The 22,790-nt window shown below is 66.8% G+C and carries 24 protein-coding genes; 18 read left to right on the forward strand and 6 right to left on the reverse strand.

Going from position 1 to position 22,790, the window contains the following annotated elements:
- Positions 1-96: 96 nt before the first annotated feature.
- Together ACTF4R_RS09380 and ACTF4R_RS09385 are read left to right on the forward strand one after the other, a co-directional pair.
- Positions 97-387 carry a hypothetical protein gene (locus ACTF4R_RS09380; protein WP_440007600.1) on the forward strand — a complete coding sequence of 97 codons (291 nt, stop codon included), beginning with the start codon at positions 97-99 and terminating at the stop codon, positions 385-387.
- A gap of 153 nt (positions 388-540) precedes the next feature.
- Positions 541-816, forward strand: coding sequence for a BolA family protein (locus ACTF4R_RS09385; RefSeq protein ID WP_440007601.1), 276 nt, complete (start codon positions 541-543; stop codon positions 814-816).
- Here the strand turns inward: ACTF4R_RS09385 and ACTF4R_RS09390 are convergent.
- Genes ACTF4R_RS09390 through ACTF4R_RS09405 form a run of 4 tightly spaced genes read right to left on the reverse strand, consistent with a single transcriptional unit; the run spans position 813 to position 5,354 of the window.
- A complete protein-coding gene (locus ACTF4R_RS09390) occupies positions 813-1,979 on the reverse strand; it encodes an ABC transporter ATP-binding protein (RefSeq protein WP_440007602.1) in 1,167 nt (388 codons plus the stop codon). The two genes, ACTF4R_RS09385 and ACTF4R_RS09390, sit on opposite strands and share 4 nt — an antisense overlap.
- A 39-nt stretch (positions 1,980-2,018) precedes the next feature.
- Positions 2,019-2,954: a carbohydrate ABC transporter permease gene (locus ACTF4R_RS09395; RefSeq protein WP_440007991.1), complete on the reverse strand. Its 936-nt coding sequence runs from the start codon at positions 2,952-2,954 to the stop codon at positions 2,019-2,021.
- A gap of 55 nt (positions 2,955-3,009) precedes the next feature.
- A complete protein-coding gene (locus tag ACTF4R_RS09400; RefSeq protein ID WP_440007603.1) occupies positions 3,010-4,008 on the reverse strand; it encodes a carbohydrate ABC transporter permease in 999 nt (332 codons plus the stop codon).
- 20 nt (positions 4,009-4,028) lie between these two features.
- Positions 4,029-5,354: an ABC transporter substrate-binding protein gene (locus tag ACTF4R_RS09405; protein WP_440007604.1), complete on the reverse strand. Its 1,326-nt coding sequence runs from the start codon at positions 5,352-5,354 to the stop codon at positions 4,029-4,031.
- 310 nt (positions 5,355-5,664) lie between these two features.
- Here ACTF4R_RS09405 and ACTF4R_RS09410 point away from each other — a divergent pair, with 310 nt between their 5' ends.
- Positions 5,665-7,074 (forward strand): class II fumarate hydratase, encoded by a 1,410-nt coding sequence (locus ACTF4R_RS09410; protein WP_440007605.1) that lies wholly within the window; start codon positions 5,665-5,667, stop codon positions 7,072-7,074.
- Positions 7,075-7,217: 143 nt separating this feature from the next.
- Here the strand turns inward: ACTF4R_RS09410 and ACTF4R_RS09415 are convergent, their stop codons facing one another.
- Positions 7,218-8,165: a hypothetical protein gene (locus tag ACTF4R_RS09415; RefSeq protein WP_440007606.1), complete on the reverse strand. Its 948-nt coding sequence runs from the start codon at positions 8,163-8,165 to the stop codon at positions 7,218-7,220.
- 232 nt (positions 8,166-8,397) lie between these two features.
- Between ACTF4R_RS09415 and ACTF4R_RS09420 the strand changes: the two genes are divergently transcribed.
- The 15 genes from ACTF4R_RS09420 to ACTF4R_RS09490 all read left to right on the forward strand — a co-directional run bounded on the left by ACTF4R_RS09420 (position 8,398) and on the right by ACTF4R_RS09490 (position 21,763).
- Entirely contained in the window at positions 8,398-8,859 is a 462-nt protein-coding gene (locus ACTF4R_RS09420; protein WP_440007607.1) for a PH domain-containing protein, read from the forward strand.
- Complete coding sequence (locus tag ACTF4R_RS09425) at positions 8,856-10,325, forward strand: PH domain-containing protein (RefSeq protein WP_440007608.1); 1,470 nt, start codon at positions 8,856-8,858, stop codon at positions 10,323-10,325. Before ACTF4R_RS09420 ends, ACTF4R_RS09425 begins: the two co-directional genes overlap by 4 nt.
- Positions 10,326-10,403: 78 nt before the next feature.
- Entirely contained in the window at positions 10,404-11,387 is a 984-nt protein-coding gene (locus ACTF4R_RS09430) for an aldo/keto reductase (RefSeq protein WP_440007609.1), read from the forward strand.
- 77 nt (positions 11,388-11,464) lie between these two features.
- Positions 11,465-11,755 (forward strand): 50S ribosomal protein L21e, encoded by a 291-nt coding sequence (locus ACTF4R_RS09435; protein WP_113277196.1) that lies wholly within the window; start codon positions 11,465-11,467, stop codon positions 11,753-11,755.
- A 4-nt stretch (positions 11,756-11,759) separates the two neighbouring features.
- A complete protein-coding gene (locus ACTF4R_RS09440) occupies positions 11,760-12,116 on the forward strand; it encodes an RNA polymerase Rpb4 family protein (RefSeq protein ID WP_113277141.1) in 357 nt (118 codons plus the stop codon).
- Positions 12,117-12,173: 57 nt separating this feature from the next.
- On the forward strand, positions 12,174-12,746 hold the full coding sequence (locus tag ACTF4R_RS09445) for a DUF655 domain-containing protein (RefSeq protein WP_440007610.1): 573 nt from the start codon (positions 12,174-12,176) through the stop codon (positions 12,744-12,746).
- A gap of 107 nt (positions 12,747-12,853) precedes the next feature.
- Positions 12,854-13,756 carry a 16S ribosomal RNA methyltransferase A gene (locus ACTF4R_RS09450; RefSeq protein ID WP_440007611.1) on the forward strand — a complete coding sequence of 301 codons (903 nt, stop codon included), beginning with the start codon at positions 12,854-12,856 and terminating at the stop codon, positions 13,754-13,756.
- Complete coding sequence (locus tag ACTF4R_RS09455; protein ID WP_440007612.1) at positions 13,756-14,955, forward strand: mechanosensitive ion channel family protein; 1,200 nt, start codon at positions 13,756-13,758, stop codon at positions 14,953-14,955. The genes ACTF4R_RS09450 and ACTF4R_RS09455 overlap by 1 nt, the downstream gene beginning before the upstream one ends.
- A complete protein-coding gene (locus tag ACTF4R_RS09460; RefSeq protein WP_433624804.1) occupies positions 14,952-15,527 on the forward strand; it encodes a HemK2/MTQ2 family protein methyltransferase in 576 nt (191 codons plus the stop codon). The genes ACTF4R_RS09455 and ACTF4R_RS09460 overlap by 4 nt, the downstream gene beginning before the upstream one ends.
- Before the next feature lie 187 nt (positions 15,528-15,714).
- A complete protein-coding gene (locus ACTF4R_RS09465; protein ID WP_440007613.1) occupies positions 15,715-16,716 on the forward strand; it encodes a 5-methyltetrahydropteroyltriglutamate--homocysteine methyltransferase in 1,002 nt (333 codons plus the stop codon).
- On the forward strand, positions 16,713-17,795 hold the full coding sequence (locus ACTF4R_RS09470) for a methionine synthase (protein ID WP_440007614.1): 1,083 nt from the start codon (positions 16,713-16,715) through the stop codon (positions 17,793-17,795). The genes ACTF4R_RS09465 and ACTF4R_RS09470 overlap by 4 nt, the downstream gene beginning before the upstream one ends.
- A 510-nt stretch (positions 17,796-18,305) precedes the next feature.
- A complete protein-coding gene (locus ACTF4R_RS09475) occupies positions 18,306-19,658 on the forward strand; it encodes a ribonuclease J (RefSeq protein ID WP_113277133.1) in 1,353 nt (450 codons plus the stop codon).
- A 1-nt stretch (position 19,659) separates the two neighbouring features.
- On the forward strand, positions 19,660-20,715 hold the full coding sequence (idsA3, locus tag ACTF4R_RS09480) for a geranylfarnesyl diphosphate synthase (RefSeq protein WP_440007615.1): 1,056 nt from the start codon (positions 19,660-19,662) through the stop codon (positions 20,713-20,715).
- 145 nt (positions 20,716-20,860) lie between these two features.
- Positions 20,861-21,175, forward strand: coding sequence for a hypothetical protein (locus ACTF4R_RS09485; RefSeq protein WP_433624814.1), 315 nt, complete (start codon positions 20,861-20,863; stop codon positions 21,173-21,175).
- Between the two features lie 57 nt (positions 21,176-21,232).
- Complete coding sequence (locus ACTF4R_RS09490; protein ID WP_440007616.1) at positions 21,233-21,763, forward strand: hypothetical protein; 531 nt, start codon at positions 21,233-21,235, stop codon at positions 21,761-21,763.
- A gap of 1 nt (position 21,764) precedes the next feature.
- Here ACTF4R_RS09490 and ACTF4R_RS09495 read toward each other — a convergent pair whose 3' ends face one another.
- On the reverse strand, positions 21,765-22,763 hold the full coding sequence (locus ACTF4R_RS09495) for an ornithine cyclodeaminase family protein (protein WP_440007617.1): 999 nt from the start codon (positions 22,761-22,763) through the stop codon (positions 21,765-21,767).
- Between the last annotated feature and the right edge of the window lie 27 nt (positions 22,764-22,790).

The raw sequence follows: 22,790 nt of genomic DNA on the forward strand, positions 1-22,790 counted from the left end.
AGTTACATAAACGCTCGCTTCTCCCGGCCCGGACCAGGATGGTCGCCGGCGATGCCGGCCGAAGCACTGAGGGGACGACGCCGAGAACGAACGCCCATGGCGGACGAACTGCAACCGGACGACGTGGAGGAGTCGATGGCGGTCCGACTGGAGTGGTCGCCGCGGGGCGGCCCAGGAGCAGGCGACGAGGCGCAGGGCGAGGTGACCCGCGTCTGGCGACCCGAGGACGCGGTGCGCGAGTTCACCGTCGCGGTCGAGGACGACGCCAACCTCAACGTCTACGCCGACTACCGCCAGCCGCCGGTCGAGCGTGTCGAGACGGACGGCGACGACCCGAGCGCCGAAACCATCGGACGGCTCGACGGAATCACGCTTCTGGACGGCTGAGGACGCCTCGAAACGGGGTTTCGGCCCGTCGTCGACGGGTTGTCGAGAGTTCCCCCGGCGGCCCGTCGGCGAGCGCGACGTCGGCCGGTTCCTCGCCGCGGCGTCGCGCCCGGACCCCGTCGGCTTTTGGTCTCCGACGCGATAGCTTCCAGTATGGACGCGAACGACGTCGAACGACTCATCGAATCGGGCGTCGAGGACGCGGAAGCGACGGTCTCACAGCCGCGCGGCGTGGACGACGACGACCACCTCGCCGCGACGGTGGTCTCGCCGGCGTTCGAGGGGGAGACGCTCGTCGACCAGCACGAGATGGTGTACGACGCGCTGGGCGAGCACATGACCACCGACATCCACGCGCTGGAGCTGAAGACCTACACGCCCGACGAGTACGAACGGAAGCGGGCGGAGAACGGCGACCGAGACGCCTAGACGCTCGGGAGCGTCGTCTCGGCCGCGTCGAGGGTCCGGTTCCTGAGCGCCTCGCCCGTGTCGGCGTCGAAGAGGTGGACCGCCTCCTCGGGAATCCGGGCGACGACCGGCTGGTCGGCCTCGACGGCCCGCATCCCGTCGACGGTGGCGACGAAGGTCCGCCGGTCCTCGTCCACCCCTTCGCCGTCGGCCTCGTTCCCCTCGAACGCCAGGTAGACGTTGTTCTCGTTGCCCATCGGTTCGACCACGTCCACCACGGTGGCGAAGTCGTGGTCGGCGTCGGCGTCGGACACGAGTTCCACGTCCTCGGGGCGAACGCCGAGCGTCACGCGGTCGGCGTCGGCGACCGCCTCTGCCGTCTCGGCCGAGAGCGGATACGCGAACTCCTCGCCGACGAGCGTGTCGCCGTCCCGCTCCATCTCGAAGAAGTTCATCGACGGTTCGCCGATGAAGCCGGCCACGAACCGGTTCGCGGGTTCGTGGTAACATTCGAGGGGCGTGCCGACCTGCTGGAGTTCGCCGTCGTCGAGGATGGCGATGCGGTCGCCCATGGTCATCGCCTCCGTCTGGTCGTGAGTGACGTACACCGTCGTCACGCCGAGGTCCTCCTGCAGTCGCTGGAGTTCCGTCCGCATCTGAGAGCGGAGTTTGGCGTCGAGGTTCGACAGCGGTTCGTCCATCAGGAACACCTCGGGGTCGCGGACGATGGCGCGGCCGAGCGCGACGCGCTGTTGCTGGCCGCCGGAGAGTTCGCTCGGCTTGCGGTCCAGCAGGTCGGCGATGCCCATCATCTCGGCGGCGTCCTCGACCCGGCGGTCCATCTCGTCGTCCGAGAGTGTCGTCGACTCCTCCAGCCCGAAGCGCATGTTCTCCCGCACGGTCATGTGGGGGTAGAGCGCGTACGACTGGAACACCATCGCGATGTCCCGGGTCGTCGGCGGTTGGTCGTCGATGGCCGCCCCGTCGAGGCGAATCGCGCCGCGGGAGACGGTTTCTAACCCCGCGATCATCCTGAGCGTGGTCGACTTCCCGCAGCCCGAGGGGCCGACGAGGACGAGGAACTCCCCGTCGTCTATCTCGATGGTCGCGTCGTCGACGGCGACGATTCGGTCGCCGTCGTCGTCGAACCACTTGGTCACGCCGTCGAGCGTGAGCCTAGCCATCGTTCCGATACCTCCGTTCCGTCATGTGATTCCGTATCATCAGCTTGCAACTCCTTTTGCGAACTGTTCTCCGAACGCGATGTAGACGATGAGCGTCGGTATCGCCGCGACGAACGCGCCCGCCATCTGTAGACCGAACGACTGGATGATGCCGCCGCTCAGGTTCGTCAGCGCGACCGTCACCGGTTCCCCCGCCCCGGCACCGCCGGGGAGGATGACCAGCGCGAACAGCAGGTCGTTCCACACCTGCGTGAACTGGTAGATGAGCGTCACCGCGAACATCGGTTTCGACAGCGGGAGCACGATGTTCCGGTAGATGCTGAACACGCTGGCCCCGTCCAACCGGGCCGCCTCCAGCATCTCGTCCGAGAGGTTCCGGTAGTACGACCGGAACAGCAGGAACGTGATGGGAATCCCGTACGCGGTGTGTGCGATTATGAGGTTGACGATGTTCGCGTAGTGGGGGTGCATCAGCGGCAAACTCCACACCGGCGCGAGCATGGCCCGCGTATCGACGATGGCGAACAGGCGCGAGAGAGGCACCAACACCGCCTGGTACGGGATGAAGATGCCCGCGATGAACAGCGCGATGATGGGCATCTGGTACTTCCACTCGACGTTCGTCACCCCGTACGCCGCGAGACTTCCGAGCGTCGCGGACAGGAGCGTCGCCGGGATGGCGAGCATGAGGCTGTTGACGACGCCGTGGGTCAGTTTGTCTATCGCCACCCGCCACGGTTTCAGGGTGAATCCGTCGGGCCCGGGCGGCGCGAACGGGAGCGTGCTGTTGAACGCGCTGTTCGTCTTGAAGGCGGTCATGATGGCTGACTCCAGCGGCGCCAGATAGAACCCGACGAGCGCCAACAGCACGGCGTACAGCACCAGTCGTCGCGGCCCCGCGTTTCGAAACGCGGTGACGGCCCGCTCCCTGCGGGTGTGATTCTCCGGTTCCGGCGTCGCCGGCGGGCCGCTCATCGAGACCACCTGGCCGTCGTCCCCGTCCGGCACCGTCTCACCGTTCTCGTCGCGCTCATAGTTCACCTCGTCTGTACTCACTGTAGAGGTACGGTCCGACGACGGCGAGCGCCATCAGGAAGAGGATGATGGCGATGGCCGATCCGTACGCCCAGTTGTTGGACGCGAACGCCTCGCGGAACATCATCGTCGCCAGAATGTCCGCCGCGGGACCGGGATTGTTCCCGAACATCACGTACAGGAAGTCGAACGCCTTGAGCGCGAACACCATTAGCACCACCGCCGCGCCGATGGTCGACGAGCGCAACTGCGGGATGACGACCCGTCGGTACATGCGCCACGAACTCGCGCCGTCCACCCGCGCGGCCTCGAAGTGTTCGTCCGGAATCGATCGCAGGCCCGCGAGGTAGACGACCATCGCGTAGCCGCTGAACTGCCAGATGAGCGCGAAGATGACCGCCGCGAGCTTCGTCGTCGGGTCGCTTATCCAGTGGTGGGCGAGAAAGTCCAAGCCTAATTTCCGCAGCGTGATGTTTATCATCCCGCTCTGGAAGTTGTACATCCACGCCCACACCTTCGCCGTCACGACGAACGAGAGGCTCATCGGCAGGAGGTAGATAGTTCGGAACGTGTTCTCGAACCGAATCTCCCTGTCGACGACGATGGCGAGCATCAAGCCGACCGCCAGACAGAGCACGGTGAACGCGACCAACAGAACGAGCGTGTTCCGTGCCGAGGCCCAGAAGTTCGGATCGCCGAACGCCCGCCGATACATCTCCAAGTCGAACGTCGCGGGGTCGTACGTCGGGAGCGTGAGCGACGCAAAGTCGGTGAAGGAGATTATCAGGTTCCAGCCGATGGCGCCGTAGACGAAAAAGCCCATCAGCAGGAACGGCGGCAACCAGAACGGGATGCTCTGGACGAACTCGTTCTGGAATATCGACTCCTCCGTCTCGCGGTGCCTCTCGGTTACCGTTCCTCCGTCGGCCCGAACCTCCCGGTCACGACTCGTGTCGCGTCGGACTTTTTCCAGTGCTTCGCGTATTCCTTGCATGAAAAATCGGGCGTTGAGTCTCAGTCGGATTTGAACGCCTTGGCGAAATTGTTGTACGCCTTATCGACGTTCCAATCGGAGTTGAAGGTCGTCGCCGCGTCTTTGAGTTTCGTCAGCGTTCCGGGCTTCGTCGCCAGCCCGTGCGTGATGGACGGGGGCTGCGATTTCGAATCCTTGAACTCGTCCATCTGCCGCGAGAGGAATGGCCCGAACTTGTCCTTCGGCACGTCGGTGCGCGGCGGAATCGACCCCTTCTTGGGGTTGAACCGTTCCTGCGCGTCGACCGACCCGACGTACTGGAGGAACTTCTTCGTCGCGTCGGTCGTGGGGTTGTTCTTCGGGAAGGGGAACGAGTCCATGACGAGCGCGTACATCCCCTTCGTGCCGGGGAACGGCGCCATGTCCCACTGCTTTTCGAACTCGAAGTTCTTCTGACTGCGGTACATTCCCGCAGCCCAGTCGCCCTGATGGATGAACGCGGCCTTGCCGTTGATGAGCTTCTTGTTCGCCTGTTGCCAATCGAGCGACCCCGCGTCGCTGTTGAAGTGCTTCTTGTACTCTTTGACCGTCGAGAGCGAGTCCTTCACCGCCTGCTGGTTCTCCTTCACCTTCCCTTCGGTGAAGGCGGTGTACGCCTGTTCACCGTGCTCGCCGAGGAGTATCATCGCCCACAGTTGGAGGGTCGACCAGCCGGACTTCGTCTGGTGAGCCATCCCGACCGCGTTCGTCTTGTTCTCGACCTGCTTCATCGCATCGACGAGGTCGCTCGGCTTTTTGATGCTCTTGGGGTCGACGCCCGCCTTCTCGACGACTTCGACGTTGTAGAAGAGGTTATTGAGGCGGTGGATGTTGAGCGGTACCGACACGAACTTTCCGCCCGGTTTCGCTGCCTCTTTCGGCCCTTTCAGGTACGCCTTCTTCATGTCGTTGTTCGACCAGATCGAATCGCCGATGTCTTTCAGTTTGTCCGCTTCGACGTACGGTTGCAGGTTCTTCCCCGGCCACGCCTGCCACGTGCTCGGCGGATTGTTGTTCAGGACGCGCTTCTTGATGACGGATTGGAGGTTCTGACCCGCCCCGCCGGAGACGGGGTTGGGTTTGACCTTGACGTCGTGTTTCTTCTCGAATCCCTCGAACAGCGCCTTGATGGCCGCGCCGCCGTCGCCGCCCGTCCACCAGTGTTGTACTTCTACCTTGTTTCCACCGCCGTCGCCGCCGTCGCCGCCGTCGCCGCTACCGTCCGAACCGCCGAGACAGCCAGACAGACCGGCCATCCCGGCAGCCCCGGCGACAGCGGTCGATTTGAGATACGTACGCCGTGTAGTGTTAGAGTCGTCCTTTGTCATGGTCTACGCCTTCGAAGCGTGTACGTGGACATCTAACAGGGTGCACTTAATGATTTTTAAATTCATTCGTAAACGAGTCAATTCGCTATACTTACAGGGTAACGGGAACTATCTCCGGTTCAGGGTGACGTTGTCCGCGGTCACGGTGGCGTTACCCGCCGGACGACCGCTGCGTCGAGACGACCGCTGGCTCCGGCCCGTCGACGACCCCTCTCGCGGCGACGCGGCGGGAGCGACCTCCGGGAGGGACCGAAGGGTCGTCGCTGCCGAGTGAGTATGATATTTATCCGTGGCGAGAGACCGCTCGAACATGAGCGACGAGGACTACCGAATCGAGGAGGACAGCCTCGGGGAGATGCGAGTACCGTCGGACGCCTACTGGGGCGCACAGACCCAGCGCGCGGTCCAGAACTTCCCCATCAGCGGTATCACCTTCGGGCGGCGGTTCGTGCGCGCGCTCGGGGTGGTCAAGAAGGCGGCCGCGCAGGCCAACCGCGACCTCGGCCTCCTCGACGAGGAGGAAGCGGACGCCATCGTCGCGGCGGCGGACGAGGTCATCGCGGGCGAGCACGACGACCAGTTCCCCGTCGACGTGTTCCAGACGGGGTCGGGCACCTCGTCGAACATGAACGCCAACGAGGTCATCGCCAACCGCGCCGCCGAGATTGCCGGCGCGGACGTGGGCGACCGGGTCGTCCACCCGAACGACCACGTCAACTTCGGCCAGTCCAGCAACGACGTCATCCCGACCGCGATGCACGTCGCCTCGCTGGAGGCCGTCGAGAAGGACCTCCTGCCGGCGCTCGACACCCTCCGGGAGGCCCTGGAAGCGAAGGAGGAGGAGTTCGACGGCGTCGTCAAGACCGGCCGCACCCACCTCCAGGACGCGACGCCCGTCCGCCTCGGCCAGGAGTTCTCCGGCTACCGCACGCAGGTCGAGAAGGGACTCTCCCGGCTCGACTACGCCCGCGACCACCTCTCGGAGCTCGCCCTCGGCGGGACGGCGGTCGGGACGGGCCTGAACACCCATCCCGACTTCCCCGAACTCGCCGCCGAGTACATCAGCGAGGAGACGGGCGTCGAGTTCCGCGAGGCCGACAACCACTTCGAGGCGCAGGCCGCACACGACGCGATGAGCGAGGCTCACGGCGCGCTCCGCACGGTCGCGGGGTCGCTGAACAAGATCGCCAACGACCTGCGACTGCTCGCGTCCGGGCCGCGAAACGGTCTCGGCGAACTCGAACAGCCCGAGAACCAGCCCGGTAGCTCCATCATGCCCGGCAAGATAAACCCGGTCGTCGCCGAGGCGGTCAACCAGGTCCACAAGCAGGTCGTCGGCAACGACGCCGCCGTGAGCGCGGGCGCGGCCGAGGGGCAGATAGACCTCAACCTCTACAAGCCGGTGCTCGCGCACAACTTCCTCCAGTCCGCCGAGATGCTGGCGAACGCGAGCGAGACGTTCGCCGAGAAGTTCGTCCGGAAGCTGGAGGCCAACGCCGAACACTGCGAGGAGCAGGTCGAGGAGAGCATGGCGCTCGCCACGGCGCTCAACCCCCACATCGGCTACGACAAGGCCAGCGACGCGGCCAAGACGGCGCTGAAGGAGGGGAAGACCGTCAAGGAGGTCGTCGTCGAGAAGGGCTACCTCAGCGAGGAGGAGGCCGAAGCCGTCATCGACCCCGAGAAGATGACCCATCGCGGCATCCTCGGCGACGAGTAACGCAGCGCTGCTTCTCGACGTTCACTTTCTCTCCGACCGGGGCCGTCGCGCCGCCGGCAGCGACCGGCCAGAGCGGTTCCGAAGTCGGAGACTCGACGATTCGGCGCGCGATAGGTGGCGGCAGACGGCAGAGAAGGGGTCCGCTAGAAGAGGTTGCCGAAGAACGACAGAACCGCGTTCAGGGCGGCACCGAGGCCGTCCCATATCCTCTCGAAGAATCCCCGACTCTGGCCGCTCGCTCCGCCCGGCGTGGTCGTAGTAGACCTCGGCGACGAGGAGGTCTCTCGCGAACTCGTCTGGTCGTCGGAGTTCGAACTGGAGGTCGAGGTCTGCTTCGACGAGCCGTTGCAGCTGCCGGTCTTGATCGTCACCGCCTTCTGCATCTTCAGTTCGGTCCGGGTCGGGTTGTTCACGTTTCCGGACAGCACCTCCCACTTGTTGATCTTCCCCTCGTACGGTCCCTCGCCCGCGTTCGAGAGCGCGGCCTTCTCGTTGAACGCCGGGTGAATCTTGAACTCGAACTCGTCGCCGAGTCCGCGGTAGACCCCGCCGTCGGCGCGTCCGTCCTGCCACGTCCAGTTGATGACGCTGGTCGCGGTCTTCTTGCCCTCCCAGTCGCGGTTGATGGAGTGGTCGAAGGTGTCCCTGTTCGTCGGCCCGTCGTAGCTGTCGTCCTTGACGACCCACTTCCCCTTGGCCGGGAGTCTGGTGAGACGGAACGTGACCGCGCCGCCCGACCCCGTACTGTCTAGCTTGTCGTGAATCACGACGAGGCTCAGTCCCTTCGGCCCGTCGTACAGGAACATGATGCTCGTGTTCTTGCGCTGTAGCTGCTGGGTGCCGAAGGAGGCGTACTTGTACGACGAGGGTTCCGTGTCGGGCGTCCGGTAGTCGTAGAACTGCTCGACCGGCAGTCCCTCGTACGAGAGCGGTTGCAGCGGGATGCACTTCCCGTCCTGTTCGATGACTATCTTGCTACCGTCCGACTGGCGCGCCTGGGTCGTCGAGAGCCCTCCGAGCGCCACCGTCGACGCGGCCGTCGCCGACAGGAATCGACGACGGTTAACGGTGACTGGCGAATTCCTTGGCATGGTGTCCGGCAGAGAGACGGGTCGCACGGACCTTTGTTCCACTCCGTCTGATGACCGTCAGCCACCGCGAACCGTACCGCAGGGGGCGCCTATAGCCGGCGTAGGCGAACGGTAACGGTCGACGCTGGCCCCGGTCGACCGACGATTCGGGGGTGGGTTCGGGACTGCTCGCGTTCGACCGCTTCACGCGGGATGCCGACACTTTATGCGATAGCTGTCCCGTGTCTTGGACATGGAAGCGCTCAATCCGCGCGTCCGCTTCGTCTGGTTCACCGGGACGCTGCTGACCGCGCTCGTGCTCGGCGCGATGGCGGCGGCAGTCGACCGTTTCGTCGTCGACGTCGGCGTCTGGGTCGTCGCGGCCGTCGGAGTCGCCGCCCTCGTCTTCGGCGTCGCGTACGTCGTCCTGAAGTACCGCGTGTGGCGGTTCGAGATACGGGACGACGACCTCTACCTCGAACGCGGGGTGTTCACGCGGGTCACGACCGTCGTCCCGTTCGTCCGCGTCCAGCACGTCGACACCCAGCGCGGGCCGGTCGAGCGACTCCTCGGACTCGGCAGCGTCGTCGTCTACACCGCCGGCTCCCGCGGTGCCGACGTGACCATCCCGGGGCTGACGCCCGACCGCGCGACCGAACTCCAGCGTCGGCTCCGCAACCTCGCCATCGAGAGCGAGTCAGAGGACGCCGTATGAAACTGCATCCGCTCTCGCTACCGTACCGTGCGGTTTCGCGCGGCGTGAGCGTCGGCTCCAGCCTGCTGTTCGCCGGACTGGCGCTCGGCGGCGTGGTGGACTTCCTGGAACCGCTCCGGGTCGCACTGCTGGCAGTGGTCGGCCTCGCCGTCGCCGTGACCTGGGAGACGGCCTACTACCGCCGGTTCGCCTACGAACTGACGGGCGACTCGCTCGACATCGAGTCGGGCGTCCTCTCGCGGCGACGGCGCGAGATTCCGCTTCGACGGGTCCAGAACGTCGACATCCGTCGCAACGTCGTCCAGCGGGCGCTCGGCCTCTCGTCGGTGAGCCTCGAAACCGCCGGCGGGGACCAGACGGAGGCGAGCCTCCGGTTCGTGTCCTACGAGGAGGCCAAGCGCCTCCAGCGCGAAATTCAGCGGCGCAAGCGCGCCGAAGCCGCGGGCGAGGTGGACGAAGGCGACGAATCCCCGTCCGAGACGGTCGAGGCGGAACCGGAGGAGGAGCTCTACGCCATCCGGTCGTCGGAACTCGCGCTGCTGTCGGCCATCTCGGTCGAGCCGCGCGTCGTCGGGCTCGCCTTCGTCGTCGTGCCGCTGGTGACCGGCGAGTCGTCCGGCGTCGACGCCCTCGTCGGGCTGACCCAGCTCGCGCTGTCGGCGCTGGTGCTGTGGGTCGCCAGCGCGATGGTGACGTTCGCGCGCTACTACGATTTCCGGCTCACGCGCGTCGGCGACGAGCTCCGGTACGAACGCGGCCTGCTCCAGCGCTACGACGGAACGGTCCCGCTGGAGAAGGTCCAGACCGTGACGCTCCGGGAGAACCCGCTGATGCGACTCGCGGGATACGCCACGCTCGCCGTCGAGACGGCCGGCTACGCGCCGGGACAGGGCGGCGGCGGCTCCCAGGCGGCCGTCCCGCTGGCGGCTCGTGAGCGCGTCCTCGCGCTCGCGCGCGAAGTAGAACCGTTTCGGGAGCCGACGTTCGAGCGGCCGCCGAAGCGTTCCAGACGGCGCTACGCCGGGCGGTACGCCATCGTCGTTCTCGGCCTGACCGCGGTGGCGTACGGCGTCGACCGGTTCGTCGTCGGTTTCGGCCTCTGGTACGCGCCGCTCGCGCTGCTCGCGGTCGCTCCGGTCGCGGCCCACTACCGCTGGAAGCATCTGGGGTACTCGACGGGAGACGACCACGTCGTAACGCGCGTTGGGTACTGGCGGCGCGCGACGACGGTCGTCCCCTACTACCGCGTCCAGACCGTCGTCCAGCAGGCGACGATATTCCAGCGCCGGTGGCGGCTGGCGACGGTCGTCGTCGACACCGCGAGTTCGGCCCGGCTCGCGGGACGGGACGCACGCGCCGCGGACCTGGACGCCGCGACCGCCGCGCAGTTGCGCGAGTTCGTCGCCGGGCGGCTACAGGACGACCTCCGGGAGCGACGCGCCGCCGAACGCGTCGCAGAGGAGTGAGCGGCGTCGTCCGGTTCGGGTCGTCGAGACGGCCGGAAAAGACAAACATCGATAATCCCGGGGAGCGTTACAGGAGACATGGAACGACGCGCACTCGGGACGACGGGAGCGGACGTGACGGCGGTCGGTCTCGGCACGTGGGAGGTCGGCTCCGACTGGGGCGAGGTGTCGGAAGCGGAGGGTCGGCGGGCCATCGAGGCGGCGCTGGACGCGGGCGTGAACTTCGTCGACACCGCCGACGTGTACGGCGACGGTCGCAGCGAACGCCTCGTCGCCTCGGTGCTTGAGGAGCGCGAGGAAGAGCCCATGGTCGCGACGAAGGCCGGCCGGCGACTCGACCCGCACGAGGCCGCGGGGTACACCGCCGAGAACCTGGAGCGGTTCGTCGACCGGAGTCGCGAGAATCTCGACGTCGAGACGCTCGACCTGCTCCAGTTGCACTGTCCGCCGACGGACGTCTACTACCGGCCGGAGGTGTTCGACGCGCTGGCCGACCTCCGGGAGGCGGGGCGGATAGCCCACTACGGCGTCAGCGTCGAGCGCGTCGAAGAAGGACTGAAGGCCATCGAGTACCCCGGCGTCGAGACGGTCCAGATAATCTTCAACCCGTTCCGCCAGCGCCCCGCGGACCTCTTCTTCCGGGAGGCGAAACGCCGGGACGTCGGCGTCATCGTTCGCGTTCCGCTGGCGTCCGGCCTGCTGACGGGCGAACTCTCGGCCGACACCGAGTTCCCCGAGGACGACCACCGGAACTTCAACCGCGAGGGGGAGGCGTTCGACCGCGGCGAGACGTTCGCCGGTGTCCCCTACGAGCGCGGCCTGGAGGCCGTCGAGGCGCTGCGGCCGCACGTCCCCGACGACGCGACGATGGCGCAGTTCGCGCTCGGCTGGATCCTCTCGTTCGACGCGGTGTCGACGGTCATCCCCGGCTCGACGAACCCCGACCACGTCCGGGAGAACGTCGCCGCCGCCGACCGTCCGGCCCCGACCGACGCGCAGATGGCGGGCGTCCGCGACGTGTACGAGGAGTACGTCTTCGACGCGGTTCACCACCGCTGGTGACGGCGACCCGCCGGCGTGGACGAGCGGCGCGGAACGCACCTTTTATAACCGTCACCGAACAAGACGGACGTACGACTATGCCGAGTTCGAACGGACCCTACAACACTACTCGAGACAAACTGTCGAACGACCCGCGATCTCGCGGCACGTCCCCGCCCCAGCGTGCGGTTCAGGAGTACGAGGTCGGCCAGAAGGTCCACCTGAAGATAGACCCGAGCGTCCCCGACGGCCGATTCCACCCGCGCTTCGACGGCCACACCGGCGAGGTCGTCGGCGAGCAGGGGACTGCCTACAAGGTCGTCATCGACGACCGCGGCAAGGAGAAGACGCTCATCGTCAAGCCGGCTCACCTCCGCGCCCAGGAGTAGACGCATGACCATCTTCAAGGAGAAGCTCGACGAGGACCACCTCACCACCGCCGAGGCCAAGGAACTCCTCGCGGACATCGAGACGGACCGCGCCCTGGACGAGGACCGCGAGATGCCGTACAACCTCGCGCGAGCTATCGACCACGTCAACCGGTTCGCCCTCCTCGACCCCGACGAGTCCCGCGAACTCGTCGAGAAACTGCTCGACGAGGAGAAGGTCGACGAACCCACGGCGTACAAGATCGCGGACCTGCTGCCGAAGGACCGCGACGAACTGCGCGCGGTGTACGCCCAGGAGCGGTTCACGCTCTCGGGCGACGAACTCGACGACATCCTGAACGTCGTGGCGCAGTACGACTGATCGTCCCTCGACCATCTGACCGATTCTTTAAGTGATTCGTCGCCGTTATCTACGACAATGAGTGAATCCGAGAGCGAACGCGAGACAGCCGTGTTGCTCGACTTTCTTCCACACGGGAGGGCCGAAGACGACCGGCCACAGTACCAGAAGCCGCCGCTGGCCTACGCCCTGACCGAGGCGGAGTTCCGCCTGCTCGAACTGACCTTCGACCAGGACGCCGACTCCGGCATCGGCGACCGAGTGGCCGTCGACCCGCCGGAGGAACGCGAAGGGGTCGAGGAGGTCCGGGAGATAGAGTACGAGGACCTCTCGGGGACGGCCCAGTCCGAACTCGAACACGCGGTCAAGGACATCGTCGAGAACGACCGCCAGCGGTTCGTCGACTTCTACAACGACGCCCAGCCGATTACGCTTCGGCTCCACCAGTTGAACCTCCTGCCGGGCATCGGCAAGAAGCTCCGCAACAACGTCCTGGAGGAGCGCAAACGCCAGCCGTTCGAGAGCTTCGACGACATCGAGGAGCGGGTCGCCGGCCTGCACGACCCGAAGGGCGTCCTCGTCGAACGCATCCTCGAGGAGGTCCGCGAGGACGACCTGAAGTACCGGACGTTCGCCCACCGCGACGAGTAACCGAAGGCGGGCCGCCGACGGTCGAATCGCCGCCGTCGCCCGGACGAACGCCGCATCCGGGCGACTCGGTGGGTTTACCCCGCTCCACGCGGTATCCGGGATTAACGATGGCACGTACGCCGAGCGACGAGTTCCGGGACCCGGACGCGCTCGTCCGCCGCGCCGGGGTTCGCGCCGACCCGAACCGCGACCAGCACTTTCTCGTGGACGACCGGGTGCTCGACCGTCTCCCGGAGTACGCCGAGGGAATGGACCGCCGGCACGTTCTGGAAGTCGGTGGCGGTACCGGCGCGCTCACCGACCGTCTGCTGGCGGTCGCCGACGAGGTGACCGTCGTCGAGCGCGACCCGGACCTCGCGGCGTTCCTGCGGGAGGAGTTCGAGGACGACGTGGCGGCGGGACGACTGACGGTGGTCGAGGGCGACGCTCTCGACGTCGACCTTCCCGAGTTCACGGCGTGCGTCTCGAACCTCCCGTACGGCATCTCCAGCGAGATAGCGTTCCGGCTGCTACCGCGCGAGAAGCCGGCGGTGCTGATGTTCCAGAAGGAGTTCGCCGAGCGGATGGCCGCCGAACCGGGAGAAGACGACTACGGTCGCCTGTCGGTGACCGCGGGCCACTACGCCGACGTCGAGGTCGTCGAGGTCGTTCCCCGGGAGGCGTTCTCCCCGCAGCCCGAGGTCGAGAGCGCCGTCGTCCGGACGACGCCCCGGGACCCCGAGTACGAGGTGCCCGACGAGGCGTTCTTCCTCGATTTCGTCAAGGCCGTCTTCACCCAGCGCCGCAAGACCATCCGGAACGCCATCCGGAACACCGCCCACATCTCGGGACTGGACGACGCCGACGCCGTGGTCGACGCCGTCGAAGCGGTGAGCGACGGTGAGTCCGAGGCCGACCTGCGCGAGGTGCTGGGCGAGGACGTCCTCCGGAAGCGCGCGGGGAACGTCACGCCGGCCCAGTTCGCGGCGCTGGCGCGGCTCGCGGACGAACACGGGCGGGGTGGGAGCTGATGGTAACGGGGACGCTGCTCGCGCAGGTCAACGGGTTCCCCAGTTTCGACATCCGCTGGCTCATCGGGGGGTTCATCCTCCTCTCGGTCGTCGGGGCCGCGGCGTTCTCGTGGCGACTCCGCGCCAGACTCCGACGCCGCACCCTCGACGCGCTGGCGGACGTCGTCGTGCTCTTCTCGTTCCTTGCCTTCGTCGCGCTGGCGGTCGTGACGTGGCTGTTCCTCTGGGACAAGGTCAACACCAGCGTCGTGTTTGCGAACAGCCCGCTCGACAGTCTGGACCGGGAGGTGGCGGCCTCGACCATCTGGACTGCGGGCCAGACGCTGCTCGTCGTCGCCCTCTCCTACATCGTCGCGGGATTCGTCAGCGACACCCTCGACCGGTTCGTGCAGGAGCGAAAAACCATCTCGGAACACCAGGCGCAGGTGTTCTACCGCCTCACCCAGTTGTCGGTGTACGGCGTCGCCGTCATCGTCATCCTCGGTCTGTGGAACGTCAACCTCACCGGCCTGCTCGTCGGGGCGGGCTTCCTCGGTATCGTCGTCGGCATGGCCGCCCGCCAGACGCTCGGAGCGCTGCTGGCGGGGCTCGTGTTGATGTTCTCGCGGCCGTTCGAGATCGGCGACTGGATAGAGATAGACGAACAGGAGGGCATCGTCACTGACATCTCCATGGTCAACACGCGCATCCAGACGTTCGACGGCGAGTACGTGATGATACCGAACGACGTGGTGGGCGGGAGCACCATCACCAACCGCTCGCGGAAGGGACGGCTCCGCCTCGAAGTCGACGTGGGCGTCGACTACGACGCGGACGTCGAACGCGCGGCCGAACTCGCCGCGGACACCATGAAGGAGATAGACGACGTGCTGTCGGTGCCGACACCCCAGGTCGTCTCGAAGGAGTTCGGCGACTCCGCGGTCGTGCTCGGTCTGCGGTTCTGGATCGACAAGCCGAGCGCGCGCCGGAAGTGGCGCGCCCGCACCGCGGTCATCAACCGGGTCAAGGAGACCTACGATGACGCCGGCATCAAGATACCGTTCCCCCAGCGGGAACTCGGCGGGCGCGAGGAACACGGCGGCTTCCAGATCGCTGGCGGTCGTTCACAGCACGTGGAAGCGACCACCGACGGCGGCCCGGGAGAGGAGTCCGACGACGAGAGGCACGAGCACGGGTCCGACGGGAGCGACGACGCGTGACCGACCTCGCCGAACTCCGCGACGCGGAGACGCCGGTGTATCAGCCCGCCGAAGACTCCCGCCTGCTCGCGACGGTCGCCGTCGACCACGTGGACGCCGACGAACGGGTCCTCGAGGTCGGGACGGGGTCGGGGTACGTCGCCGGGACGGTCGCCGCCGAGACGGGCGCTCGCGTCGTCGGGTCCGACGTGAACCCACACGCCTGCGAGCAGGCGCGCGAGCGCGGAGTCGAGACGGTCCGCGCGGACCTCGTCACCCCGTTCCGGGACGCGGTCTTCGACGCCGTCCTCTTCAACCCGCCCTATCTCCCCACCGACCCAGAGACCGAGCGCGACGACTGGATGGAGCGGGCGCTCTCCGGCGGAGAGTCGGGACGGGCGGTCATCGAACCCTTCCTCGACGCGGTGGGGCGCGTCCTCGCCCCGGACGGCCACGTGTTCCTGCTCGTGAGCAGCCTCACCGGGGTCGACGCGGTGGTCGAACGCGCCGCCGCGAACGGATTCAGCGCCGTCGCCCTCCGCGACGAGTCGTTCCCCTTCGAGACGCTGACCGTGCTGAAACTGCTCCGGTGACCACGACCGACCTCCGGCACGGACTCCCCCGCGTCGACCGAAGCGAACGTCGGGACCGCGACGATTTTTCCTCCGTCGACCCGGGACGGTCCTCCGGGGTGTTCGACAATCGGTAGCACCCCTCATGCACTGCGGTTATTTTTCGGAGTGGAAAATATTAAGCCGCAGCATTTCGTAGGACGGGGTGATGACAGAGCGCGTCGCTACGACACCGGGCGTCTACCCGCTCCCGGATTGGGCGAAAGACGACCTCTCGGACCTGAAGGGCCACCAGAAAGAGGACCTGATCTCAGGTGACGAGAGCGAGGACGTGACCGCGATATACGACGAGACGCGAGCCGAGGTCGTCGAGGCACAGCAGACCGCTGGCCTCGACAGAATCGTCGAAGGGCAGTTGCGGTGGGACGACATGCTCGCGCACCCCCTCACGGTCCACGACAACGTCGAGACCCGGGGAATCGTCCGCTACTACGACAACAACAACTTCTACCGCGACCCCGTCGTCACCGGCGACCTCGACTTCGACGGTGACGTGGCCGACGAACTGGTTTCCGCCGCGGAGCTGACGGACTCCGACTCCCTGCAGGCGGTCCTTCCCGGTCCCTACTCGCTGGCCGACCTCGCCACCGACGAGCACTACGGCGACGACGAGACCTTCCTCGCGGCCGTCGGGGAGTTCCTGGCCGGCGAGGCGGAGGCGTTCCCCGACGTGGAGACGCTGTTCCTGCTGGAACCGTCGCTCGTCGAGAACCCGCCGGGCGACGGCGAGGACGCCCGCGCCAGCGAGGCCATCGACGCCGTGGCCTCCGCGACCGACGCCGACGTGGTCGTCCAGAGCTACTGGGGGTCGCTCGACGAGAAGGTCCACGCCCACCTGCTCGACGCCGACGTCGACGCCGTGGGCTACGACCTCGTCGCGGACCACGAAGGCGCGGTCGAGAACGTCAACGAGTACGGGACGAAGGACTCGGTCGCGCTCGGCCTCGTCGACGGCCAGAACACGCGGGTCGAGTCCCCCGAGACCATCACGGAGCGCGTCGAGTGGTTCGAAGAGCAGACCCCGGTCAACGAGTTCGAGACGGTGTATCTCACGAGCAACACCGAGCTGTTCTACCTGCCGTACGCCAAGTTCGAAGCGAAGCTCGCGGCGCTCGGGGAAGCCGCCCGACTGCAGGAGGTGGAAGCATGAGCGGCGAGGACGACCGCGCGACCCGCGAGCAGTTCCGTCCCACCGACCACGGGAACGACAACTTCATCCTGACGACCGTCGTCGGGAGCTACCCCAAGCCGAAGTGGGTCGACCGCTGTCGAGGCCTGTACGAAGACGACGACGCCGACTTCGACGAGGACGCCTGGCAGGAGGCGAAAGACGACGCCTCGCGGCTCATCACCGACGAACACGAACGCGCGGGCCTCGACGTGATCGTCGACGGCGAGATGCGACGCAACGAGATGGTCGAGTACTTCGCGCACCGCATCGACGGCTACGAGTTCAACGGTCCCGTCAAGGTCTGGGGACACAACTACTTCGACAAACCCTCGGTCGTGAGCGACGTCGAGTACGACGAGACGTGGCTCGTCGACGAGTACGAGTTCACCAGCGACGTCGCCGACCGTCCCGTGAAGGTACCCATCACCGGTCCGTACACGCTGGCCAGCTGGAGCTTCAACGAGGCGTACGACGACGAGGAGTCGCTGGCGTACGACCTCGCGGACCTCGTCAACGAAGAGGTTGAGAAGCTGGTCGAGGCCGGCGCTCGCTACGTTCAGATAGACGAACCGGCGCTGGCGACGACGCCGGACGACCACGCCATCGTCGGCGAGTGCCTCGAGCGCATCGCCGCCGGCATCCCGGACGACGTCTACCTCGGCCTCCACGTCTGTTACGGCGACTACTCGCGCATCTATCCCGAGATTCTCGACTTCCCGGTCGACGAGTTCGACGTGGAACTCGCCAACGGCGACTACGAGCAACTGGAGGTGTTCAAAGACCCCGCGTTCACGAAGAACCTCGCGCTCGGCGTCACCGACGCTCACGTCGCCGAGGTCGAGAGCGTCGAGGAGATCAAGGCGAACATCCGGAAGGGCCTCGAGGTCGTTCCGCCGGAGCGCCTGACGGTGAGTCCGGACTGCGGGCTGAAGCTCCTCCCGCGAGAGGTCGCCTACGGCAAGATGGCGAACATGGTCCAGGCCGCCCGCGAGGTCGAGGAGGAACTCGACGAGGGCGAGATCGACGTGTCGCGCTCACCCGTCACCGCCGACGACTGACGCTTCGCGGCTGGTCACCGGCGAACGCGAACGTGCGAGCCTCGACGTGATCGTCGACGGCGAAACGACCGTCGCGTGGCTGACAGGCGGCGCGCGTACCTTCTTCCCGGAACGCCGCGCGCCGCACGTTCGCGTTCGCGTTCCGGCCCCGGTCACGTCACGGACCGCCCTGGTCCCGTCTTCGTACTTGAACTTCCGGGCGGTCGTCACGGCTTCGTCGCTCGAAGCGCCGACGGTGGCGGACCGACGCCGATTCGCTGCGTACCGCTTTCCTCGGGGGCGTCCCTCTCACGGACGTCCGTTCGCGTTCGATACCCCGCAGTTTTTATTACCCGGGGGCGTAGATGGGACCAGACTGGGCAACTCGCGGGCGTGCGGCATCGCCGCGCGCGAGTGCCAGACCGACGTGCTGCAAGACGCCGGGGTCTGACGCTCGCGGCCCCGCGAGGATTTCAGTGAGCAATGCAACCGCCGCGTGCCGCGGCGTTTCAATGCTTGAGGTAAGCAACTATGGAAATCGAAATCGCAACCATTGGCGGATACGAGGAAGTCGGACGGCAGATGACTGCCGTGCGAGCGGGAGACGACGTTGTCATCTTCGACATGGGACTGAACCTCTCGAAGGTTCTGCTCCACGACAACGTCGAGACGGAGAAGCTGCACAGTCTCGACCTGATAGACATGGGTGCCATCCCGGACGACCGGGTGATGTCCGACCTCGAAGGTGACGTCCAGGCCATCGTGCCCACCCACGGTCACCTCGACCACATCGGGGCCATCAGCAAGCTGGCTCACCGGTACAACGCACCGGTCGTCGCGACGCCGTTCACCATCGAACTGGTCAAACAGCAGATCCAGAGCGAGGAGAAGTTCGGCGTCGAGAACGACCTGATAAAGATGGAGGCCGGCGAGACGATGTCCATCGGCGACAGCGGCAAGGTCGACCTGGAGTTCGTCAACGTCACCCACTCCATCATCGACGCCATCAACCCCGTCGTCCACACGCCCGAGGGCGCCGTCGTCTACGGACTCGACAAGCGGATGGACCACACGCCGGTGCTCGGCGACCCCATCGACATGAAGCGGTTCCGCGAAATCGGTCGCGAGGGCAACGGCGTCCTCTGTTACATCGAGGACTGTACGAACGCGGGCCGGAAGGGCCGCACGCCGAGCGAATCGGTCGCCCGGCGGCACGTCAAGGACGTGCTCTACAGCATGGAGGACTACGACGGCGGCATCGTCGCGACGACGTTCTCCAGCCACATCGCCCGCGTGAAGAGCCTCGTCCAGTACGCACAGGAAATCGGCCGGACGCCGGTGCTCCTCGGACGCTCGATGGAGAAGTACTCGGGAACTGCCGAACGACTCGACTTCGTCGACTTCCCGGAGGACATGGGCATGTTCGGTCACCGCAAGTCGGTCGACCGGACGTTCAAGCGCATCATGAAGGAGGGCAAGGAGAACTACCTGCCCATCGTCACGGGCCACCAGGGCGAGCCGCGTGCGATGCTCACCCGGATGGGTCGCGGCGAGACGCCGTACGAACTGGAAAACGGCGACAAGGTCGTCTTCTCGGCGCGGGTCATCCCCGAGCCGACCAACGAGGGCCAGCGCTACCAGTCCGAGCGTCTCCTGAAGATGCAGGGCGCGCGCATCTACGACGACGTCCACGTCTCCGGCCACCTCCGCGAGGAGGGCCACTACGAGATGCTGCAGGCGCTCCAGCCACAGAACGTCATCCCGGCCCACCAGGACATGCAGGGCTTCGCGCCGTACGTCGACCTCTGCGAGAGCCAGGGCTACGACCTCGGCCGGGACCTTCACGTCACCAGGAACGGCAAGCTCATCCAGCTGGTCGATTGATATGACTGACGCGAGCACGGAGTCGCGCGAAGAAATCGTCACCGAAGCGGTCGCGAAGCGACGCGAACTGGTCAACGAGGCCATCGAGGAGGACCTCCCGATCACCGAGCCGGAGCGCCTCTACGAGGCCTCGCGGTACCTGCTGGACGCGGGCGGCAAGCGACTGCGCCCGACCGTCCTGTTGCTCGTCGCGGAGGCGCTGGCCGACGCGGAGCCGCTCTCGGAGGCGTATCGCAAGTTCCCCGCGCTCGACGGGACCGAAGTGGACGTGATGGCCGCCGCGGTCAGCATCGAGGTGATCCAGTCGTTCACGCTCATCCACGACGACATCATGGACGACGACGACCTTCGCCGCGGCGTCCCCGCCGTCCACCGTGCCTACGACACCGAGACGGCTATCCTCGCCGGTGACACCCTCTACTCGAAAGCGTTCGAGATAATGCTGGAGACCGACGCCGCGCCGGCTCGGACCGTCGAAGCCGTGGACGTGCTCGCGTCGACCTGTACGCGAATCTGTGAGGGCCAGGCCCTCGACGTGGCGTTCGAGGAACGTCCCGAGGTCCTGCCGGAGGAGTACCTGGAGATGATAGAGAACAAGACCGCCGTGCTGTACGGCGCGGCGTCGACCCTCCCCGCCGTGCTGCTCGGCGCCGACGAGGAGACCGCCGACGCGCTGTACCGGTACGGCATCGACGTCGGGCGAGCGTTCCAGATCCAGGACGACGTGCTCGACCTGACGGTGCCGAGCGAACAGCTCGGCAAGCAGCGCGGCAGCGACCTCGTGGAGGGCAAGCAGACCATCATCACGCTCCACGCCCGCGAGCAGGGCGTCGACGTCGACGCGCTCGTGGAGACCGAGGACGTGGACGCCGTCACGGAGGCCGAGATCGACGAGGCGGTCGCGCGACTGCGCGAGGCGGGCAGCATCGAGTACGCGAAGGAGAAAGCCGAGACGCTCGTCGAGCGCGGCAAGGACCACCTCGACGTGCTCCCGGAGAACGAGGCCAGCGACACGCTCCGCGAGATAGCGGATTACCTCATCGAGCGCAGCCACTAGGTCCGCTCGCCCGCCCGTTTTTTGGCAGTCAGCGACGCCGCGAGCCTGCGCTGGGTCGCGAACGCCGAACCGTCCGCACACCGAGTCCGTGAAGTCCCACGGGACGGCCGGAAGTTCCTAACAGCGAGGTTTCGTAGCCCGTGGCATGGACGACATCGAGGACGCGGTGGACGACGTCGAACAGAAGGTCGACGAGGCGACGGACGACGTCGGCACGGCGAGGATCGTCTACGACCACCCGGAGGACGGGACGACGGAACGGGAGGTGGAGAACGACGACATCGTCTACTTCGACGACCACTGGCTGGTGAAGGTCGGCGAGGACGAGAGCGGCGACGACCTCGTCAGGCGGATTCCCCGGGACCGCGTCCACTACGTCGAACGCTCCATCGAGGAACTGGAACAGAAGGTCCAGAGCGTCGTCGAGAAGACCAAAGAACAGTTCGGCTGGTGGGGGTGACGACGAGGCACCGGTAGCGCCGTCACGGCTATTGATTGTCGGTCCGTCAGACGCCGTATGGTCACCGACGACGGGAGTACGCGAGGCGTCGACCGCCGACCGAACGACCGACTGGACCGACGAGAGGAGGAGTCGGCCGAACCGGACGGCCAGGGAGCCCTCCGGGCAGGACTGGCCGGCGGCCTGTTCGGCACGGTCGTGATGACGGTGTTCCGCGCACCGATCGCGAGGTCGCTGCCGCCGACCGCGGCGTTCCTGGCGAAGTTCGCCGGGGGACGACCGGACGACCATCCCGCAGGCGCGCTGGCGCTGCACCTGCTGTACGGAATCGCCGCCGGCGGCGTGTTCGGGGGGTTCGTCGCGGCGTCGGACGGCGAGCGCGTCGCGGCCGAACTCGGCGCGAGCGAGGAGACCGTGGGCCTGGTCGCCGGGACGGCGTACGCGCTCGCGCTCTCAGCGTTCGGAGAGCGGATGCTTCTCGGTCGTCTGCTGGACATGGACCTCGAGGACGACGAGTCGATGATATTCCACGCCGGCCACGTCGTCTACGGCGTGGCGCTCGGCGCGTGGGTCGGGTCGCGGTCCTGAGTCACTCGCCGGTCAGCGCCTCGCTGGCGGGCGAGAGCGATATCGTCGACCCGAGGTCCTCTGACCGGGCCTTCTCGTAGAGCAACTGCGCCGCGGCGACCGTCTCGATGCCGGTACCGCCGCTGTCGAACACGGTCACCTCGTCGTCGGACTCGCGGCCGGGGGCCTTGCCGGCGACGACCTCGCCGAGTTCGGCGTGGACGTGGTCCTCCGAGACGACGCCCTCCTCCAGCGCGTGGAGGAACGACCCGGCGTCCTGGGTGACCCGGTCGCGCAGGTCGGGTACGTACGTCGCGCGCGCGATGGTCTCCGCGTCGAGTTCTCGCTTCTCCGGGTGGTACTGCCCCATCGCGGTGACGTGCGTGCCGTCGTCGAGCAGGTCGCCGTCGAACACCGGTTCGCTGGCGTTCGTCGCCGTCACGACGACGTCTGCGTCCTCGACTGCCGCGGCGCTGCTGGCGACGGCGGCCACGGAGGCGTCCAGTCGCTCGTTCATCTCGGCGGCGAACGACTCCCGGTTCTCCTTCGTCGGTGAGTACACCCAGACGCTGTCGAGGTCCCGGACGGTCGCGGTCGCTCGCAACTGGCCGCGGGCCTGTGCGCCGCTACCGACGATAGCGAGCTTCGTCGCGTCCTCGCGCGCGAGCGCGTCCACGCCCACCGCGCCCGCCGCGCCGGTCTTGAACGGGTTCATGCTCGCGCCGTCGAGCAGGGCCTTCGGTTCGCCGCTCTCGGCGTCGAACAGCGGCGTCACGAACCAGGCGTCTCGCTCGCCGAAGCCCGCGGTGTACATGTATCCCCCCATCGCGCCCGTCTCCGGCAGGACCGCGGAGTAGCCCGTCAGCATCCCGGTCGGCTCGTCGTTGACGAGCGTCGTCCGCGGCTCGGCGGGTGCGCCCTCGCCTCGCTGGCGGTAGCCCTCTCGGACGGCCTCGACGTACTCGCCGGGCGTCGCCAGTCCGGATACGTCGTCGCTCGTCAGAAACAGCGTATCGGTCATAGCTTGCACGTCGAACGCCAGCGACAA

The sequence above is a fragment of the Halomicrococcus pelagicus genome (genome assembly GCF_051917725.1).
In the GTDB taxonomy this organism is placed as follows: domain Archaea; phylum Halobacteriota; class Halobacteria; order Halobacteriales; family Haladaptataceae; genus Halomicrococcus.